Raw genomic sequence first — 16,633 nt, 5'->3', positions numbered from 1 at the left:
TGTGTTTCCGGTATGAGTAAAGATCCGGACGATCGATATAGTGGATCCTGAATTTTGCAAATGCCCTTAGCCAAAAGTCCAGGTCTTCCAGTCTGAATTTGGATGTGTCGTATCCCCCAGCTGTTCATGCACCGATCTTTTATAAAGAAAGCAGGCGCCGACAATGCTTTTGAATATTATCTCTTCCGGAGGTCCTCCCAATTTATCGAGGCGGCCACCGGTGTCATTAATAACGTAATACGATGAGTAAATAATATCGGCCCCTTCTGTCTGAATTTTGTCCAGCAACACCTCTAAAGCGTTCTTCCCAAAGAGGTTGTCGTCGGAGGTCCACGTAAAATACCCGCCCTTTGCGATCGCAAACCCTTTATTCAGCGATGAAGGCAAATTCAGATTGACCTCGTTGTGGATCGCTCTGACCCGGGAGTCAGACCGCGAATACTGCTCAATAATAGAAGCGGTGTCATCCGTAGAGCAGTCGTCGACGAGGATCAGCTCGAAGTTAGGGTAAGACTGGTTCAGGCAGCTCTCGATTGAACTTTTCAGGTACCGGGAGCCGTTGAAGGTTGGCAATATGATCGAAATTAGCGGTTGCATTTTTTGGTTTCCAGCATGGTGTTTTACTAGATAGTAATTAAACTTTCTTCGATGACGGAATCCCATTTCAAATCCCACTTGTTCCTTTCGGAATGCATCAGCGGTCAACAAAGCATTGGAAGCGAGTGTCTTTAATAGTTGCCGGTCGTTTATCAGCCGTTCGACTGCATTTGTAAGGCTCGCGACCTCGGGGTTAATGAGCATACCGTTAAAGTTGTTCAGGATCAAATTCGGCAGCCCGCCTATGTTCGTCGCAATCACGCCGTTGTTGGTGGCCATCGCCTCGAGGCAGGACAGGGAGGTCCCTTCGGCGTATTTGGTTGGGATCAAGGCTATATGGCTTTGACGAAAGGCCTGGTCCATCTTTTCCATATCCAGCTCATACCAGGATACCTGAGATTTGAACTGACTGATAAATAGACGTGTGGCTATGGCATCATCGCCGACGGCCTGTCCGACAAAGTGCAGATTCAGGTCGGGATATTTGGGTAGCAGAGAGGCGAATGCTTCTATGGTAATATAGAGCCCCCTTGCTTCGTATAGTCGACGCGGATATATGACGGTCAGCTTGCCATCAAATTCCTTTTCAACGGCTGAGAATTGTCTCCTGTCCACATAGTTGGGAACGTACTCGCATTTTGAAGCCAATTCCCAGTCGTAGGTCCTGAGCCAATTAATAAAATTTGTGTCAACGCAAATCGATTTTGTGCAATTCTTTTGCGCTCTGAATATTCTCTTATACTTGTTGATGTCGTACTTCGCTACGCTGGTATATTTGTCATCCCAGTATATTCCATGATTGATACCGATACAGTTGGAAGAATAGTGCAGGTTGCAGGCAAGATCCAGCGGAGATGCAATGATCAGGTGGGATTGTTTGCAGTAGACGTCATATCTTTCAGACATTTTCTCCAGGTCGTGACCGGTCCTGCCCGGCAGTCCGACGACCGGAATATTGTCGAAATTCCTGAGGAAGAACGAATTGGCATTTTGGAGTATCCTGACCTCCAGTCCCTTGGCCTCACATATTTTCGCCAGGTCGTGCACATAGCGTTCGGCGCCTCCCTTATACAGGACCTCGCCGTCCCAGTCAAAAAACTCACGTTGACAATATCGACGGTTCTCTTCTTTATCAGGGCCGGAGCTTTCCGATCGGCATCGGAGCGATCATTAAGTTTTGAAATCAGGGGAGCAACGAGTGTTTCCCAGCGATTGCTGATGGAAAGCTGCCTATATTTCGACTCGTCGATCGAGGGAACGGGTGAATTATTAAAAAAGCGGACCATCTCCTCTTTCCCGTATAGATTTATCGCATCCTTATACTTCAAAAGCGTTTTTGTCGGTGTGGCAACAACGGGTTTTCGGCAGGCGAAGTACTCAAATAGTTTCAAAGGGCTTACCGCGTCGGTCGCTTCATTGATCTTAAAGGGGATAATGCAAAAATCAAACTGATATAAATAGTATTTGAGCTCGTTGTAAGGAACAAATCCCAGCAGGTGAAAGTTTCTGTATTTTTTTAGCCGGTCGACCGTCGACCGGAGCTCTGCTTCTTTGGCGGGGGAAAAACTGGCGATAGGTCCGATCATGTACAAGTCAGCGTTGTTCAGTTGCAGTATTTCTTCGATAATCGTGAAATCCAGCAATTCACTGACGGCCCCGTGGTAACCGATCGAGAAACCATCCGGCCGTTTTCTTTTCAGCAGGAATTGCCCGGGAATATCATTATGATCAATCTCAAAATCCTCGGAGCCATACGCCGTTCTCGATCAGCAGAGAATTTTGGGGGGTTGAATTTTGGTCGTACAGTGCCTGCGAGGAGTAAAGGATCAGATCGGAATATTTAAGAAGAAAATCGTTGTCTTCCTCCATGGCCTCACAGTAGTTGGAAAAGATCTTCAGGTTGTCCAGAACATCATAGATAAACCAGGCGTCTTCAAAATAATTGATCAGGTACTTATAAAAAGGATAGGATATATAGACGATCGGCTTTTTGTCGCGAAACCAGGTGAGACATTCTTCAAAAAGGTCTACTATATACAGCCGGTCAGAGAGCCTTTGCACTTTGGACACATCATGCGAATCGGCAATTTGCATCATCAGACATAAGTAACCTTCTTCGGCAAGCGCCTTTAACAGATGTTCGGGGCGCTGCTTGATCGATATATCGTAGCTGAGGGGGTAAAGCACTACGCCCCTGACCCCTTTTTCTTTTTTCAGGATATTCAGCAGGTCAAGCATCCTGCTATCTATCGGGTCTTTTCTATATTTTGTATAGTACTTGTCCTGCGACTCTATATCTTTTGCGTATGTATTCTCCAATTTTGCCCGCCCTTTTTTTCCGTAGGTCAAATCCTTTTGGAAATTATGCGAGGCAAAGCTTTGGTTGTCGTATCCCTTGAACATTTGTTTGAACGTATACCGGAATCCGTTGACCTGCCAGCAATCGACAAATCTTTTGGCGGTACCCAGAACCCCTCTTTCTTTCAGATGATATTTGAATTTGTGAAACATCGATTCAGGTTTAGTATTCAATTATTTTTAGTACTGGGACGAATTACTCTTATCGTTGGCGCCGGCAAGCGTGAGACCAAGGCTGGCAAGCTCCGGCTGTGTCGAATAGATCAATAAGATCTGATGGCCATACCAATAATTGGGCGAATATTCTGTGGCGTCAACGACTGAAAAATGGGTTAAATAATAGGAAGCCCGTATCGTTGAAGGTATATTGGCAGGTTCAAAAGTGTAGAAATGCTCAGTATGCCTGTCAAATTCCTGAAACGGAATTAGTAAGACGATGAATTTTTTGGCAAAAAAACTCAGTTTCTCCGAGGATCTCCAGGGGTTTTCAAAATGTTCAAGGGTGTTGGAAGAAAAAAGCACGTCAAACTGAGGGAAATTTCCGTCCTGTAAAATATCGGCAGCAATAAAACTAACGGCGGGATAACTTGACCGCGCCTGTTTTATGGCGACCGTGGAAAAATCAATACCGGTGATATTTTCCAGTGATAACAGGTCATGCAAAACCATCGTGCCATTTCCCATGGCGCAGCCCCAATCGCAAAAAGAAGGCTGGTTGAGTTGAATGTAACGAGCAAACCAGCCAGGAAAATTATCTACGGCAAGTCTGGCAAAAAATTGAGACTGTTCCACACCGTTTTGCTCTTTCCAGTCAGCAAAAAACCGTTGGTCCCAATATCGAATAGAGTTTATCTTTTCTGAAGGTTGATTTTCCACAGAGAATACTATAAAATTTATGGAGTATCGAGATCTTGCCGCCATTACCAAATACCCATCAGGGCGGCCGATAGCAGACCGTCAGGATGTAGGAAAGGCCGGACGACCAGGAACCAGGATTGAAATAGTTATTGAGAAGAGTCCAGGCAAACGCCTGTTATTTATCGATTGGATGCAATTAGGATGCCACGCCGGAACTGTGGGCGGGGCCTTTTATTTCAGCCCGGGGCTTATCGGTTAGCTGTCGGATCCTGCCTCACTCCGAAATGCCATGAGCGAACTGTGCCGGCAAAAGTCAGGAAAATTTATGCTTCCTTACAGACAACCATTTACGACTAAGGTATTGGTAGTAGTTTCCATAGTATTTACCGCGAACAGGACGATATTTCGCTCTTCCGAATCGGGAAATTGCTTTTAAAAGGAGCCATCTTTGTACTGGTAACCGCTGTTTCAAAATTCAAAACCTCCGTTTATGTACACCCAATATGCTCAAATGGAAGTATTACTGATCACCGACACGACCTTTTTATCGCAGGGGCTTTGCGGGAAGGATGACTCAGACCGGGGCTGCCATTTATCAGCCAGCGAGCAGCTGGAGAAGGCCTGCTGGGATGGATTGTTTGCGTCGATACTTCCGGAGGTATTTGACCGACCAGACAGGGACAACCATCTATATCTTTGGGAAGTCAAGTCCGCCGATTCTTTCCTGCAAGCTTGGGCCTTGGTGAGGCTCCGGTGCCTGTGGACAGTCAGTTCTCCATCAACCCCTACTCCTTTCTTTTTACACAGCTTTACAATTGATGACCGGGCGGACGGCCAACCGCGGTCACCGGCCTTTGGATGAAAACGGGTGCCGGGACAACCGGACAGTGTCTGTATCGTTAGCGTACGAACAGTTAGCTGAAGAAGGTAGCATTTCATTGGTAGTCACGGCATTTATGCATCTGGCACAGATTTAACGGTCAGCATGTATAAAAGCCTTCCCTTATGGCAGTGCATGCCGTCTCGTTGAAAGTGGCCTGGCGCAATATACTCCGGCAGCGGTGGTATTCGGTTATCCATGTCCTCGGGCTGGCGATCGGCATCTGTGTTTGTATCGTGATCTATCTTATCGGCCGTTATGAGCTGAGCTTCGATAGCCACCATCCCAATGGGAACAGGATTTACCGCATTGTAGGTGACGTAGAAGACAAGGATGGCAATCTCGTCTTTCTCAACTGCCCATTTAAAGAAGCTGGCGGGGATCGAGCACGCGATCGACGGATGGCAGGGCGAAGACAGCCTATCATATCTTCGGATCTTCGATCACGGTGCCTTCGGGTGACGGCGGCGCCGCGAAGACCTATGACAACCGGCAGGACGGGAGTTATGCGCTGTCCACCATTCTGGCGGCACCGGACTTCTTCGATCTGTTTCCTCACGAATGGGTGGCGGGGAGCCCGTCGGTGCTGGACGAGCCCCGGAACATCGTGCTGACCGAAAGCGTGGCCCGAAAATATTTTTGGGACGGATAAGGCCAATCGGGTTTTGGGACGGAAGGTCATCTATGACGACAGTCTGGAACTAACGGTGGCGGGTATCGTTCGTGACTGGAACCGGCCTTCCGACCTCAACTACACTTCCTTTATCGCGATGAGGACCGCACCTGCTAACTGGCTGCGCGAACTCATCCCTACTACGGACTGGGGCAGTCTGCAGCCGCGGCGCTCGCAGGCGTTCGTGCAACTGAAAAAGGGCGTTGACGCCAGACAGGTGAATGCGGAACTGGCTGAATGGCTACACAATCTGTCCCCTGCGCCGGTGTTGTTCGCCGGCGCGCGTCATCTTCGGCTGTATCCGCAGTCGCTGCACGACATGCACTACACTTCGGAATTTCATTCAGCCGATACCGGTGACAATTTTCCCAGGGCCTATTTGCCGCTGCTGTATGCGCTGATGTGGATAGCGCTGTTTGTGCTAGGCCTGGCCATTATCAATTTTATCAACCTGTCCACCGCCCAGAGTTTTCAGCGTATGAAGGAGGTGGGCGTCCGCAAGGTGATGGGAAGCAGCCGTAGGGCGCTTGTCGGGCAATTCCTGCTCGAGACCCTGTTGCTGACGGTCTTTGCGCTGGCGTTATCCCTGCTGCTGGTCTGGCCGGTGCTGCGGGTGTTTGGCGACAGTATTCCGGCCGGTGTCTCCATCCGGCTGTGGGATGGCGGCAACTGGCTATTCCTGCTGGGAATAACCGTGTTCACGACGCTGGTGGCGGGGTATTATCCGGCCCGGCTGATGTCTTCCTATCTGCCCGTACTGAGTCTCAAAGGATCGCTGGATAAAAGCGGCAGGGCCGGTGTGCGGGACTGCGGAGGGGCTGGTCATTTTTCAGTTTTCCTTTTCGCTGCTCTTTATCATCGGGTCGCTTGTGATCGGTCGCCAGGTGCGGTATATGAAGAATTCGGATAAGGGGTTCAACTGCGAGGGCGTTGTGACTCTGGACAATCCGGGGGCTGGACGTGGTCAGATGCAGTTGTTTGCCGGGGATGTGCGCGGTTTGCCGGGTGTGAGTGAGGCGATCCTGCAGGGACACGCGCCCATGGGGAGGGAGCATCCGACCGCTGCGTTCGTACACCGGTATGCGGATATGAAAGGAATGCACGAGACAAAGGTGGAAGTGGAGATCGGGGACTTTAATTTTATTCCGTTCTACCGGATGCGGCTGATAGCCGGGGGGAATGTCCGTAAGGGGGAGAATATACCGCCGGTGGTGATCAATGAGACCTATGCCCGGATGCTGGGCTTTAGCGATCCGAAAGATGCGCTGGGCAATCAGCTCTTATACCGGGAGAATGGCCTATGGTATACCATCTGCGGGGTGGTCAAAGACTATCACCAGACCTCTTTTCATGAGACCATTCGTCCATTGATCATCATTACCTGGGTGTCCGATGCGAAAAGTGTCGCCATCCGGCTGGGCGTCCACGGGGACGCGGCGAAACGACTGATGGGGGAACTGGCGGCTAAGTGGAGGTCGTTTTTCCGCGGGTGCCGTTTATCGCCAGCTCACTTCAGGAGACGGTCGACCGGTTGTATCTTGAGGAGAACCGAACCGCGATGCTTATGCAATCGGCGACGGTGATCATGATCCTTGTGTCCTGTATGGGGTTGTTCGGTCTGGCGTTGTTCTCGGCGAGCCGGCGGTCGAAGGAGATCGGTATGCGCAAGGTCATGGGGGCTACCGTCGCCGGTGTGTCGTTGCTGATCAGCCGCGAGTTCCTGGTGCTGGTGGTCACGGCGATAGCGATCGCGTCGCCGCTGGCGTGGTTTCTGGCGAAGAGCTGGCTGCAGGATTTTGGCTATCGCGCTGCGCTGGATGGATGGGTGCTGGTGGAGGCTGGCGCCGCGGCGTTGGTGCTGGCCGTGGTGACGGTGGGGTTGCAGGCGTTCCGGGTGGCGAAGGTGAATCCGGTGGAGGTGTTGAGGGAAGATTAGTGTATATTTAGCCAATGACCATCACCATCCATATGGTATCGAGCCTCGACGGGATGATCGCGAAACCCGATAACAGCGTTTCGTGGTTCGAGACGACTGACGACTATGAGAAGGGGGCGGCGGAGCCGGATGTGGAGGGGTTTCTGAAGACGATCGACTGTTATGTGATGGGGTCGCGGACCTATGAGCATGCGTGGGAGTTGTCGAAGAAGTATGGGTGGCCGTATGGGGAGATACCGACGATCGTGATGACGGGGAGGCAGCTGGCGGTGGAAAGGGGAAATGTGGAATTGTTCAGCGGGGACCTGGGGCGGCTGGTGGAGGAACGGCTAAAGCCGAAATACCGGAATGTATGGGTGGTCGGCGGGCCGAGACTGGTGAGGAGTTTTATGAGGCAGGGGCTGGCCGGGGAGATCAGGGATGACGATCTTGCCGATCGTGTTGGGTGAGGGGGTTCCGTTCTTCGATGCTATCGGGCGGGAGTATCCGCTGCACCTGAAGGATGTGACGGCGTATAGGAACGGGATGGTGGAGCTGTGGTATGAGATCAGGGTTAGCGGGGGTCGCGGCTGATGGAATGGGAGGAGCGCCGGTATTCGGATGGCGTCACGCCCAGTTTGTCCTTAAAGAGTTTGCCAAAATAGAGTGGGGATTCCATATTTAGCCGGTAGGCTATTTCCTTGATCTGTATGGTCGGATCGGCGAGCAGCTGTCTGGCGAACTGCAGCTTGAGGTCGAGCAGGTACTGACCGGGGGCGACGCCGGTCTGTTGTTTGAAGGCCTTTCTGAAAAGGGAGTAGCTCACCTGGAGCTCTTCGGCAACCTGTTCAGGGAGATCTTGTCGCAGACGCGATCGCGAAATATGGCGCGGGCTCTGTTGACCAGCGCTTCTTTTGTCAGACTGGTGTGGGTGGACTGTGGCGTGCCCGCCGAGATCAGTCCCAGTAAATAAATGACGGCGCCCGAGATCACTGGGCTGGAAGCCGGGCTTCGATGCCACTGAAAACCGGCGGATATCGTTGAACAGGCTGACGACCGTGTCGTTGAAGCCCACGTTAAAGACGGCGTGTCCGCGTCCGCAGCAGTTGTCGCGGACGATGTCGTCGATCATATTTCCCCTGAAGCCCACCCATGTCTCGTCCCATCCGGAGTGCGCGTGCGGCCGGTAGCGGTGGCGCTCTCCGGGCTGCAGGAGGATGAGCGATCCTTCCGTAACTTCCCTGGCGGCAGCTTTCCGACTCGAACAGGCCTCCGCCGCGGGTGATATAGATCAGCTGGTATTCCTGCAGCACCCTGCCGTCCTGCCAGTTGAAATTGTGGTGGGAAGGATGCGCGGAGGGCGGGTACTGGCTGTTCTTCCCTATCCGGGTTGATCCGGTATTGAGCAGGCACACGCCGCGGGACGCGTTGTCGGCGGCCTCGAAGTACTGGTAATAATTCTCCATGTTCTACAAATATCAAATCCTGCTGTAAAAATGCCAAATCCAACTATCGGGCCGGGGGTGGAGCGGTATAAGTTTGTTGGAATCAAAAACTGGATACCGCATGGACTACAGCTGCAGGATCGGCCTTTTCGGGATTGGGCTCGAAGCTTATTGGGAACAATTCGAAGGCCTTGAACGGCGCCTCAACGACTATCTCGCCGAAGTCAACCAAAAATTAACCGCCATCCACCCTGGGATAGTCAATCTGGGGCTTGTGGACACGCCCGGAGAAAGCCTTTGCGGCCGGCGCCGAATTCAGACGGCAGGGGGTCGATCTCATCTTTCTTTATGTCAGCACCTATGCCCTGTCGTCGACCGTATTGCCGGTGGTGCAGCGGGCGAAAGTCCCCGTCGTCATCCTCAATCTGTCACCGGGCGCGGCGATCGACTACGGCGCCTTTAATGCAATGGCAGACCGGACGCAGATGACGGGGGAATGGCTGGCCTGGTGTTCGGCCTGTCCGGTGCCGGAGATCGCCAATGTATTCAACCGGACGGGGGTCCGTTTTCACCAGATCACGGGTATGCTGTACGGCGATGCGGAGTGCTGGAACGAGGTGCGGGAATGGGTGGAGGCTGCGAGGGTCGCGCATGTGATGGCCTACAACCGGCTAGGGTGCATGGGCCATTATTATAGCGGCATGCTGGATATCTATTCGGACCTGACGCTGCAGTACGCCGCGTTTGGCGGACATATCGAGCTGCTGGAGGTCGACGAGCTGTCCGCGATCCGGAAGGGTGTGACGGATGCGGAGGTCAGGGACAGGGTGGGTGTTTTTCACCGGGAATTCGAGGTGCAGGCAGACTGCCCGGAGGGTGAGCTGGAAAGAGCGGCGCGTACTTCGGTGGCGCTGGACAGGCTGGTTGAGAAATACCGGCTTGGCAGTATGGCCTATTATTATAAAGGAACGGGGAATGCCGACAATGAAGATACAATCAGCTCGATCATACTCGGCAATAGCCTGCTGACGGCGGGGCATGTCCCGGTGGCGGGTGAGTACGAGGTGAAGAATGCGCAGGCGATGAAGATCATGGACGGATTTGGCGCCGGGGGCTCGTTCACGGAGTACTATGCGATGGATTTTAAAGACGATGTGGTGCTGATGGGGCATGACGGGCCGGGGCATATCGGGATAGCGGAAGGCCGGACGAGGGTGCGGCCGCTGAAAGTTTATCATGGGAAGGTGGGCAGGGGGCTTTCGGTGGAGATGTCGGTGAAAAACGGGCCGGTGACCCTGCTTTCGGTGGTGGAGCAGCCACAGAAAGGGAGATTGATGCTGCTGGTGGCGGGAGGGGCAGTCCGTGGCAGGGCCGGTACTGCAGATCGGCAATACGAATAGCAGGTATATGTTCCCGGTCGGGGCGAGGAAGTTTGTAAACGACTGGAACAGCCATGGGCCGGCGCACCACTGCGCGGTGGGGATTGGGCATATCGCTTCGAAAATCAAAAAATTGGGGGACCTATTGCAATTGGAAGTAATACGGGTATGCTAATTAAACAAAAAGAAAAATAAATAACGGTTAAGCCATCTTTAAGTTTCTATTAATTCCCAGTCATTTGACCTTACTAGTCATTAAATTATGTTTCTGTATGTTTAATTTTATTAAAATTTACGCCAGATTCATTTTATAATTTGTTTCAAAAAGTTAAAAAAACATGACAGTACAGGATTGTTCATTAACGATTCTAAACTATTTTAGGATCACCAATCACCAACGAAGAAGTTTCAACCTTTCAAAACCAACTCGTTTGCCATTATGAAAAAGAACGTTTACCAACCAGTGGGGGGCTTTCTTGTTTGGATACTGCTTATGTTTTTTGCCGTGCAAACTCAGGCCCAGAGTACGATCAGCGGCCGGGTCGTCGACGACAAAGGCCAGCCGGTCCCGGGCGCGGCCGTCATGGTAAAAGGCACATCAAAGGGAGTATCCGCCAACGCCGAGGGTTTTTTCACCATTTCGGCGGCGCCGGGCTCCACCCTCGTCATCCGCAGTATCGGCTATCAGGCCCAGGAACTGACTGCTGATAAGAATCTCACCGTCCAATTAAAGGCGATCGCCACCGAACTGAATGAAGTGACCGTCAGCTATGGCAAGCAGCGCCAGCGTGAGGTCACGGGTTCCATCGCGACGATAAGTACCGAAAAGCTGCAGGACCAGCCGGTCATGCAGTTCTCGCAGCAGCTGGAAGGCAAGGTCGCGGGGGTCAGTGTGCTGGAGAGCAGCGGCCAGCCGGGCCGGGGCGTCGATTTCCGCATTCGCGGCGCCGCCTCTTTCTACCTGAACAACCAGCCTCTGTTCGTGATCGACGGGCTGCCGATCACGGGTAGCATCAACAATATTAATCCGGATGAGATCGAGACCTTTACCGTGCTGAAAGACGCGTCGGCGACGGCCCTGTACGGCTCGCGCGCGGCGAACGGCGTCATCCTGATCACCACCAGGCATGCCAAAGCGGGGGATGCAAAGGTCGAGTTCAATTCCAACTACGGCGTAGCGCATATTCCGGGCAATAAGGTGCCGAAAGTGATGAATGCGTTTCAGTTTGCAACGTTTATGAACGAGCGCTATCAGGATATGAAGACCTATGAAGGGTTTACCGGCGCTATCCCCGCCGAATATCAGAATCCGTCGCAGTACGGCGCGGGCACCAACTGGTATAAATTGCTGACCCGTAACGCGCCGATACAGAACTACGACGTGACGATACAGTCCGCTACCGATCACAGCTCCTCCACGGCCACTTTCGGCTATCAGGAGCAGCAGGGCGTGCTGATCAATACCGGGACCAAACTGTTCTCGGGCCGGATCAACAAGGACCTTACGACTGGCAACGGCAAGATCAGGATGGGTTTCAATATCGCGCCGAGCTACCGGCTGGACCATAATAACCGGCTGGCGACCGACGGCGTCGGTGGTCTGTTCGAGCGTCTCTTCGAAGCCAGTCCGCTGATCAGTCCCTATAACCCTGACGGCAGCTATCAGCGCAATGTCTACTCCTCCGGTATGGTGGCGTATATCAATCCGCTGGCGCTGTTCAACCTGACCAATGACAGCTACAAGACCACCCGAATTCTCGCCAACGGTTACTTCAACTATGAGTTCCTGCGGGGGCTGCAGGTGAAGGTGAATACGGGTGTGGACAAAGGTGCGGAGACGCGCAACTATTACCAGTCGGGTCAGGTAACTTCTACGGTCAACAACCCTACGGGCACCAGCAGCAGCGTCGACAACGGGTCGTATACGGCGGAAGCCTATCTCGACTACAAGAAGAGTTTTGGCGAGCATAACCTCGAGGTGCTCGGCGGTTATTCGGCGCAGAAATATAGTTCCACCAGCAACTCGCTGACGGGGCTTGGGTTTCCCAATGACGATATCCCCTATCTGACGGCGGCGACCAGCGTTACGGGGAGCAGCTCTTATACTGCCTATTCGCTGGTGTCGGCGATCGGGCGTGTGAACTACAACTACAAGGGCAGGTATATGCTGCAGGCGGCGCTGCGTAACGACGGCTCGTCGCTGTTCGGCGCCAGTTCGCGCTTCGGCAATTTCCCGTCCGTCAGTGCGGGCTGGGTGGTGAGCGACGAGTCCTTTATGCAGGACCTGCGGCCGATCCGCTTCCTAAAGCTGCGTGCGAGCTATGGGATCACGGGGAATAATTCGTTCTCGGGCTACTACTCCGCTCAGTCCACTACCGGCAACTATTATTACGACTTCAACAATACCATCACGCAGGGTACCACTATCGGGAATCTCGGCAACAGAGACCTTCAGTGGGAGCGCAACAAGCAGCTGGATCTCGGTCTCGACCTGAGCATTCTGAAGGACCGTGTTACGCTGACCTATGACTATTACCACAAGAATACCGACCATCTGATCATGACCAGGCCGCTGCCAACCTCTTCGGGTTTTGGCTCGATACTGGACAATGTGGGAGCGATCAGTCTGTGGGGGCATGAAGTGACCATCAATACCGTCAACACTACTGGCAAGCTGCGGTGGACCAGTAGTCTGAACCTTTCCTTCGACCGAAACAAGATCACGGCGCTGGTCTCGCCGGGGTATATCCGGAGGAACAACACCGTCACTTCGGACTACTACCGTCAGCAGGTGGGTCATCCGCTGGGGGCCTTTTACGGCTTCGTATTCCAGGGCCTGTACAAGAATGCGGATGATCTGGCCAAGTCCGCGAAATATCTGGCTACGCCCACCAATCCCGCCGGCGTATCGGATATCGGAACCATCAAGGTGAAGGACATCAACGGGGACGGGGTGATCGACGACGTGAACGACCGCACTTTTATCGGCGACCCCACTCCTACTTTTACGGGCGGGTTTACCAACTATCTCAACTATAACAATTTCGACCTGAGCGTCAGCACGGCATTCGACTGCGGCGGTCAGATACTGAATGCCGCGAAATGGGCCTACCAGACGAATATGGACGGGTCGCGGGTGCCGCTGGCTGCCGCGCTGGACCACTGGAGGTCGCTGGCTGACCCCGGCTCGGGCGCCTATCCCCGCACGAAAACGGGTACGACGGCTATCGGGCGCGAGGTGAACACGCAGTGGCTGGAGAGCGCGAGCTATCTGTCGATCAAGAATGTGACGCTGGGCTATACGCTGACCATGAAGGGCAATTCGATGTTCCGCCGTCTTCGGGCTTATGCGTCGGTGCAGCAGTTGTTCGTGCTGACGAAATACAGCGGCATGAATCCCGAGATCAGCCTGAGCGGACAGGACCCGACGCAGGGTATCAAGGTCGACGAAGAGGGATATCCGATCCCGCGTACGCTTTCCGTGGGTCTCTCGGTTACATTTAAATAAACCATTCAAGAAGTAAAGAATGAAAAAATATATTGTTATAGCGTTGCTGGGTCTGACTGCCGCGTCCTGTAAGAAGAGTTTTACGGATCTGTCGCCCAAGTCGTCGTACTCCGACGCCAACTATTACCAGACCACCCAGCAGTTCGGCGCGGCCGTGACTGCTGCCTATGCGCCGCTGCGCGACGTGGTGGTGAACGACTATCTGATGAGCGAGATGCGCTCGGACAACGCCATCTATCAGAGCATCCTGAGCAACCGGGGTACGGCCTATACGGACCGGGAAGCGCTTTGCGAGTTCATGGATGCTTCGACGAATTCTTATAACGCGACCGAGTGGCAGTACTGCTATCAGGTGATCTCGAGGGCTAATATCGTGATCTCGCGGCTGAGGACGGCGACGGCCGTGAACGCCGATTCGGCGAAGTTCTATGACGGTCAGTGCAAATTTCTCCGAGCGCTGATGTATTTCAAGCTGGTACGCCTCTATGGCGGAGTGCCGTTGTTCCTGAAGGAAGTGAAGACGCCGCAGGACGCTTTTCTGGCGCGTTCGACGTCGGATCAGGTCTATACGCAGATAGTGGCCGATGCGGGCGACGCGATAAAAGAGCTGCCGGTACCAGCGGCCTTTCCACAGTCGGGGGTCGCCACGAAGGGTGCGGCCACCGTATTGCTGGCTGACGTCGACGTCTACCTGAAGAAATACGCCGATGCTGTTAGCTTGCTGAACACGCTGCCGGCGATGGGATATGGGCTGAATGCGAACTATGCCGATGCTTTCAATCCTGCCAGCAAGAATGGTAAGGAATCGTTGTTCGAGGTTCAGTTCCTTGGCGGGACCGTTACGGGCTCGACGCCGAATCCGCTGGTCTATCATTTTCTGCCGCGCAGCAGCAGTACGGCGCTCGTGACGGGTCTGGCCATCAACAACCAGAGCACGGGCGGATGGAATACGCCGACAAAGGACCTGATCGGCTCGTACGAAGCCGGGGACAAGCGTCTCGACGCCTCGATCGGGATCGTGGAGGGGACCTATAATGCCAGCGACTATTTCACCTATTCCGCGGTGAAGAGCGTGGTCGGCTATACCGCTCCGCCTGCGGGCAAGGTGGCTGTTCCGTACGTAAAGAAATACGAGCATGGGGCGGCAGCGGTCACGGGGTCATCCGACGATTTCCCGATCTATCGTTACTCCGAGGCGTTGCTTCTGCTGGCCGAGGCGCTGAACGAGCAGGGGCAGTCGCCGCTGGTTCCGCTGAATGCCGTGAGGGCCCGTGCGGGTCTGGCCGATGTAACGGCGACCGACCAGACTACGCTTCGTGCGGCAATTTTGCACGAACGGCGGATCGAGCTTAGCTTTGAAGACAAGAGATGGCATGACCTGGTGCGTTCGGGTACGGCGGTGGCCGTGATGAATGCGTTCGGGACAAACCTGAAAACGCAGATCAGCTATCTCCCGTCCGGATCGTATGCGGTGACGGACAACAGGCTATTGTATCCCCTGCCCCAGGCGGAGGTCGGCCTGAATACCCTGCTTACTCAAAACTTAGGATATTGATGAGAACAGTAAAAATCCTATGTGTCGCGTTCAGCCTTGCCATTACCGGCAGGGCTGCGGCACAGGAAACAACGATTGCCATCCATTGGGACAAGACGCTGCGCGTCTCCAACACCACTCCTACCCTGCAGGTCGTGTACAATCCGATGCTGCGGGAGAATTCTCCGATCTTTAAAGGGACCTTTGGGGCGCTGAAGGATCTTGGCGCGAGCTATGTGCGCTATGTGCCGTGGTTCCCGTATCCCAGGGCTGCCGTGGCCGAGCTGAAGGCGCCGACGTCATCACAAACCTTCTGGGACTTTAGCTACGCCGACCCGGCGATGGCCGCGGTCATGCAGGCGCAGGAGGGCCGGTCCGTCGTCATCAATTTCAGTACCACTCCGGCGTGGATGTGGAAGACCGAAAAGCCGGTGGCGGTCGACAGCGACCCGGATCTGGTCAACTGGAACTATAACCAGGGCAGAGAACTGGTGGATACTACCGGGCGGCAGGTGGCGGACTACTACGCCAGGCTGATCGGGTGGTATACGCAGGGAGGTTTTACGGATGAGCTGGGGAAGTTGCATTCCTCGGGTCATCACTATACAATCGACTATTGGGAGGTGTTGAATGAACCGGACCTTGAACATAACATTACGCCTCAGGCATATACCCGGCTGTACGACGCAATTGTAACGGCAATGCATAAGGTATCTCCGTCGACTAAGTTCACGGGCATATCGGTTGCGTACGAGCACAACCCCGAGTGGTTCGAGTATTTTCTAAATCCGGCGAATCACCGGCCTGGCATTCCGCTGGACGCGATATCCTATCATTTTTATGGCCGGCCGACCATCATCAATCTTCCGATCTCCAACTATCAGTATTCCTTCTTCGATCAGGCCAATGCCTTTCTGGACAGGGTCCGGTATATCGAGGCCATCCGCAAGCGGCTGTCGCCGGCGACGATGACACAGATCAATGAGATCGGGAATATCCTGCTGGATCAGGACTACAAGGGGGTTATCCCGCCGACCTACTGGAATCTGGCGGGGGCGATGTATGCCTATTTGTATCTCGAGCTGACGAAGATAGGGGTCGACGTTGTGGGTGAGTCGCAGCTGGTGGGTTATCCGACGCAGTTTCCGGACGTGAGTATGATGAACTGGAAGAGCGCGAAGCCCAATGCCCGGTACTGGGTGTTGAAATTGCTGCACGACAATCTGGGTCCGGGCGATGAGCTGAAGGGCGGTTCGGGCGGATCGGAGAGTATCGTGGCGCAGGCGTTTGCCACTAAGAAAGGCCGGAGGCTGCTGCTGATCAACAAATACGACAGGGACGAAGCCATCAAGCTACCCGATGGCGCGCAGTGGATCAGCTATGTCGACGAGAGTACGGGCGATGGTCCGGCTGCGACGAGGCCCGTCGCGGGTGGCCGGATCACGCTGAAACCCTATACGGTGGCGATCGTGGAATTCAACTAAAC

The 16,633-nt window shown here is 53.7% G+C and carries 15 protein-coding genes and 2 pseudogenes; 11 read left to right on the top strand and 6 right to left on the bottom strand.

Going from position 1 to position 16,633, the window contains the following annotated elements:
- Positions 1 to 66 precede the first annotated feature (66 nt).
- The 4 genes and pseudogenes from ACQ86N_RS15790 to ACQ86N_RS15775 all read right to left on the bottom strand — a co-directional run bounded on the left by ACQ86N_RS15790 (position 67) and on the right by ACQ86N_RS15775 (position 3,831).
- Positions 67 to 1,644, bottom strand: a complete 1,578-nt coding sequence (locus ACQ86N_RS15790; protein WP_431215978.1) for a glycosyltransferase — start codon at positions 1,642 to 1,644, stop codon at positions 67 to 69.
- Between the two features lie 299 nt (positions 1,645 to 1,943).
- Positions 1,944 to 2,240: pseudogene (locus ACQ86N_RS15785) on the bottom strand (glycosyltransferase); the annotation flags it as partial.
- A 91-nt stretch (positions 2,241 to 2,331) separates the two neighbouring features.
- Positions 2,332 to 3,108 carry a hypothetical protein gene (locus ACQ86N_RS15780; RefSeq protein ID WP_431215977.1) on the bottom strand — a complete coding sequence of 259 codons (777 nt, stop codon included), beginning with the start codon at positions 3,106 to 3,108 and terminating at the stop codon, positions 2,332 to 2,334.
- 27 nt (positions 3,109 to 3,135) lie between these two features.
- Entirely contained in the window at positions 3,136 to 3,831 is a 696-nt protein-coding gene (locus ACQ86N_RS15775; protein ID WP_431215976.1) for a class I SAM-dependent methyltransferase, read from the bottom strand.
- A gap of 1,195 nt (positions 3,832 to 5,026) precedes the next feature.
- Between ACQ86N_RS15775 and ACQ86N_RS15770 the strand changes: the two genes are divergently transcribed.
- The 7 genes from ACQ86N_RS15770 to ACQ86N_RS15740 are packed head-to-tail and all read left to right on the top strand — an operon-like array spanning position 5,027 to position 7,875.
- Positions 5,027 to 5,155, top strand: a complete 129-nt coding sequence (locus ACQ86N_RS15770; RefSeq protein WP_431215975.1) for a hypothetical protein — start codon at positions 5,027 to 5,029, stop codon at positions 5,153 to 5,155.
- The gene (locus ACQ86N_RS15765; RefSeq protein WP_431215974.1) at positions 5,142 to 5,345 is read left to right on the top strand and encodes a hypothetical protein; all 204 of its coding nucleotides are present in this window, start codon (positions 5,142 to 5,144) and stop codon (positions 5,343 to 5,345) included. Before ACQ86N_RS15770 ends, ACQ86N_RS15765 begins: the two co-directional genes overlap by 14 nt.
- 13 nt (positions 5,346 to 5,358) lie before the next feature.
- The gene (locus ACQ86N_RS15760) at positions 5,359 to 6,276 is read left to right on the top strand and encodes an ABC transporter permease (RefSeq protein ID WP_431215973.1); all 918 of its coding nucleotides are present in this window, start codon (positions 5,359 to 5,361) and stop codon (positions 6,274 to 6,276) included.
- Complete coding sequence (locus ACQ86N_RS15755; RefSeq protein ID WP_431215972.1) at positions 6,260 to 6,949, top strand: hypothetical protein; 690 nt, start codon at positions 6,260 to 6,262, stop codon at positions 6,947 to 6,949. Before ACQ86N_RS15760 ends, ACQ86N_RS15755 begins: the two co-directional genes overlap by 17 nt.
- Complete coding sequence (locus ACQ86N_RS15750; protein WP_431215971.1) at positions 6,925 to 7,302, top strand: ABC transporter permease; 378 nt, start codon at positions 6,925 to 6,927, stop codon at positions 7,300 to 7,302. The genes ACQ86N_RS15755 and ACQ86N_RS15750 overlap by 25 nt, the downstream gene beginning before the upstream one ends.
- A gap of 14 nt (positions 7,303 to 7,316) precedes the next feature.
- A complete protein-coding gene (locus ACQ86N_RS15745; protein WP_431215970.1) occupies positions 7,317 to 7,751 on the top strand; it encodes a dihydrofolate reductase family protein in 435 nt (144 codons plus the stop codon).
- Positions 7,723 to 7,875 carry a hypothetical protein gene (locus tag ACQ86N_RS15740; RefSeq protein ID WP_431215969.1) on the top strand — a complete coding sequence of 51 codons (153 nt, stop codon included), beginning with the start codon at positions 7,723 to 7,725 and terminating at the stop codon, positions 7,873 to 7,875. The genes ACQ86N_RS15745 and ACQ86N_RS15740 overlap by 29 nt, the downstream gene beginning before the upstream one ends.
- On the opposite strand, the gene ACQ86N_RS15735 is transcribed toward ACQ86N_RS15740, so the two are convergent.
- Together ACQ86N_RS15735 and ACQ86N_RS15730 are read right to left on the bottom strand one after the other, a co-directional pair.
- Complete coding sequence (locus tag ACQ86N_RS15735) at positions 7,856 to 8,413, bottom strand: helix-turn-helix transcriptional regulator (protein ID WP_431215968.1); 558 nt, start codon at positions 8,411 to 8,413, stop codon at positions 7,856 to 7,858. The two genes, ACQ86N_RS15740 and ACQ86N_RS15735, sit on opposite strands and share 20 nt — an antisense overlap.
- A gap of 33 nt (positions 8,414 to 8,446) precedes the next feature.
- Positions 8,447 to 8,494: pseudogene (locus ACQ86N_RS15730) on the bottom strand (hypothetical protein); the annotation flags it as partial.
- A 504-nt stretch (positions 8,495 to 8,998) separates the two neighbouring features.
- Here ACQ86N_RS15730 and ACQ86N_RS15725 point away from each other — a divergent pair.
- From ACQ86N_RS15725 to ACQ86N_RS15710, 4 genes are all read left to right on the top strand, one after another.
- Complete coding sequence (locus tag ACQ86N_RS15725; RefSeq protein ID WP_431215967.1) at positions 8,999 to 10,126, top strand: arabinose isomerase; 1,128 nt, start codon at positions 8,999 to 9,001, stop codon at positions 10,124 to 10,126.
- Between the two features lie 418 nt (positions 10,127 to 10,544).
- Positions 10,545 to 13,613, top strand: coding sequence for a SusC/RagA family TonB-linked outer membrane protein (locus ACQ86N_RS15720; RefSeq protein WP_431215966.1), 3,069 nt, complete (start codon positions 10,545 to 10,547; stop codon positions 13,611 to 13,613).
- Positions 13,614 to 13,632: 19 nt separating this feature from the next.
- On the top strand, positions 13,633 to 15,168 hold the full coding sequence (locus tag ACQ86N_RS15715; protein ID WP_431215965.1) for a RagB/SusD family nutrient uptake outer membrane protein: 1,536 nt from the start codon (positions 13,633 to 13,635) through the stop codon (positions 15,166 to 15,168).
- Positions 15,168 to 16,631: a glycosyl hydrolase family 39 gene (locus ACQ86N_RS15710; protein WP_431215964.1), complete on the top strand. Its 1,464-nt coding sequence runs from the start codon at positions 15,168 to 15,170 to the stop codon at positions 16,629 to 16,631. The genes ACQ86N_RS15715 and ACQ86N_RS15710 overlap by 1 nt, the downstream gene beginning before the upstream one ends.
- Positions 16,632 to 16,633 lie beyond the last annotated feature (2 nt).

The sequence above is a fragment of the Puia sp. P3 genome, assembly GCF_050632245.1.
GTDB lineage: Bacteria > Bacteroidota > Bacteroidia > Chitinophagales > Chitinophagaceae > Puia.
This window is presented reverse-complemented; position numbering and strand designations above follow the sequence as displayed.